Source organism: Dietzia sp. DQ12-76, assembly GCF_014145045.1.
Classification (GTDB): Bacteria; Actinomycetota; Actinomycetes; order Mycobacteriales; family Mycobacteriaceae; genus Dietzia.
Genome location: NZ_JAALDV010000381.1, coordinates 10,706 through 13,521 on the forward strand (window position 1 = coordinate 10,706; position 2,816 = coordinate 13,521).

Sequence of the window (2,816 nt, forward strand, 5' to 3'; positions counted from 1 at the left end):
CGGGACCACGTCGCGCTGCTGGCCGCCCACGACGTGGCGTCCACGGTCGAGGACGAGCCGGTGTTGCCGTTCGCCGAGGTGGGCCGCCGTCTGGCCGATCTCGCGGACTCGGCGTTGACCGCCGCGCTCGCCGTGGCCGTCGCCACGGTGTACCCGGACTCGCCCATGCCCGGTCGGCTCGGGGTGGTGGCCATGGGCAAGGGAGGGGCCCGCGAGCTCAACTACATCTCCGACGTCGACATCATCTTCGTCTCCGAACCAGCGGACGCCAAGACCGGGCGAGTGGCCGGGGAGATGATGCGCATCGGATCCATGGCCTTCTTCGAGGTGGACGCCGCCCTGCGACCGGAGGGCAAGTCCGGCGAACTGGTGCGGACCCTGGAGTCCCACGCGGCCTACTACAAGCGGTGGGCCAAGACGTGGGAGTTCCAGGCGCTGCTCAAGGCCCGCCCGATGACCGGCGACCTGGCCCTGGCCACCGAGTACTACGAGACCGTGCACCCGCTGGTGTGGACGGCCTCCGAACGGGACGATTTCGTCCAGGACGTCCAGGCCATGCGTCGACGCGTCGAGGAGAACGTCCCCGAGGCGCTCCGCGAACGCGAACTCAAGCTCGGCCGGGGAGGCCTGCGGGACGTCGAGTTCGCCGTCCAGCTCCTCCAACTGGTGCACGGTCGAACCGACGAGGAACTCCGGGTCACCAGCACGGTGGACGCGCTCGGCGCGCTCCGGGCGGGCGGGTACATCGCCCGCGAGGACGGCTCCAACCTCGTGGCCGCCTACGAGTTCCTGCGTCTGCTCGAACACCGGCTCCAGCTCCAGCGCTACAAGCGCACCCACCTGCTCCCCGAGGACGGCGACCGGGAGGCCTACCGCTGGCTCGCCAGGTCCGCCCACATCCGTCCGAGCAGCAGGCACGATGCCTCGGAGGTGTTGCTCGAGCAGCTGCGCCAGGTCCGGAGCCGGGTGCGCAGACTGCACTCCAAACTGTTCTACCGCCCTCTGCTGGACTCGATCGCCGCCTACGACGCGGAGGCCCTGTCCCTGAGCTCCGAGGCGATGGAGCGGCAGCTGGCGGCACTCGGGTTCGGCGCACCCCGTCACGCGCTCGGACACCTCCGAGCCCTCGCCGGTCAGAACAACCGGCGTGGCCGGATCCAGGCGCTGCTGCTGCCCGCGTTCATGGAATGGCTCGCCGACACCCCGGACCCGGACGCCGGGCTCCTGGCCTACCGGAAACTGTGCGAAGAGCACCAGAACATCACCTGGTTCCTGCGCGTGCTGCGGGACGACAGCATCGTGGCGCGCCGGTTGGTGACGGTGCTGGGCACCTCGGTCTTCGTCTCCGAGCTCCTGCTGCGGAACCCCGAGGTCATCCCCGACCTGACCGACGGGGCCGAGGGGCCTGTGCTCGTGGCGTCCAAGGTCTCCGACATCGCCTCCGCGCTGTCCGCCTCGGCGTCCCGCCACCGCACCCCAGAGAAGGTCATCGCCGCGGCGAGGTCGCTGCGCCGAGCGGAGCTGGCCCGGATCGGGGCCGCCGACGTACTGGGGTTGATCTCCGTGCCGGAGGTGGGCAAGCGTCTGTCCGCGGTGTGGCGGGCGGTGCTCGAGGCGTCCCTGGCGTCGGTGATCAGGGACCTGTCCCCGGAGGGGCAGGCGCCGCCGGCCCGGCTCGCGTACATCGGGATGGGACGTCTCGGTGGGGACGAGCTGTCCTACGGGTCCGACGCGGACGTGATGATCGTGTGCGACCCGGTGGAGGGCGTCGCGGAGGACGAGGCCGTCCGGTGGGCGGTCCAGGTGGCCGAGCAGGTGGGACGGTTGCTCTCGTCGCCGTCGTCGGATCCCCCACTCGACCTCGACGCCGACCTGCGCCCGGAGGGCCGCAACGGGCCACTGGTCCGGACCCTCGCGTCCTATCGCGCCTACTACTCCAAGTGGGCGGAGACGTGGGAACTGCAGGCCCTGCTCAGGGCGGCGTTCGCGGCCGGGGACCGCGACCTGGGTCTTGACTTCCTGCACATGATCGACGAGTTCCGCTATCCGGCGGACGGGGTGCCGCCGAAGGTGGTGCAGGAGATCCGGCGGATGAAGGCGCGGATCGACACCGAGCGGTTGCCTCGGGGCGCCGACCCGGCCACCCACACCAAGCTGGGACGCGGTGGACTGGCGGACGTCGAGTGGTCCGCCCAGCTACTGACCATGCAGCACGCTGCTCGGGTGCCCGGCCTGCACACCACCTCGACCCTGGAGGCGCTGGAGGCCGCCGCCGCCGCGGAGCTGATCTCGGAGAGCGAGCGCGACGCCCTGGTCCAGTCGTGGCTCATGGCCGCCCGTGCCCGTAACGCACTGGTGCTGGCGCGCGGCAAGGCGGTGGACCAACTCCCCGGTCAGGGCAAGGTCCTCGCCGCCGTCGCCAGCATCTGCTCGGAGTCGTCCGACGGCGCGGAGTTCCTCAACCAGTACCGCCGGGTCACCCGCCACGGCCGCAAGGCGGTGGACCGCGTCTTCTGGGGTGAGAACTGAGTCGTCCGAGGGATCGAACCAGGGTTGTCACCGATGCGCCGGCCGGTGACGCGCCGATACCCTGGGGCCATGGCTGTGAAGATGAACCTCACCCTCACCCTCGACGGGGTCACCTACGGCGAGCTGTACGAGTTCGTCGACGCGGTCCGGGCGGCAGGGGTCCCCGCTGACGAGCGCGTGCGCTGTCTGGGGTCCGACGACATGGGCGACCGCTTCGAGGTGGAGCTCGGCCCGGATCTGCGTCGGTCGGGGGCGGCCCGCGCGGCCTCGGGCGCGCTCGTCGGCGG

1 protein-coding gene and 1 pseudogene are annotated in these 2,816 nt (G+C 71.2%); both read left to right on the plus strand.

The genetic code is table 11. The features are described from left to right. Nucleotides 1-2,529, plus strand: a 2,529-nt coding sequence (locus G6019_RS12900; protein ID WP_182627741.1) for a bifunctional [glutamine synthetase] adenylyltransferase/[glutamine synthetase]-adenylyl-L-tyrosine phosphorylase, incomplete at its 5' end; no start/stop codon positions are given. Nucleotides 2,530-2,598: 69 nt separating this feature from the next. Next, nucleotides 2,599-2,816 (plus strand): annotated as a pseudogene (locus G6019_RS12905) (hypothetical protein); the annotation flags it as partial.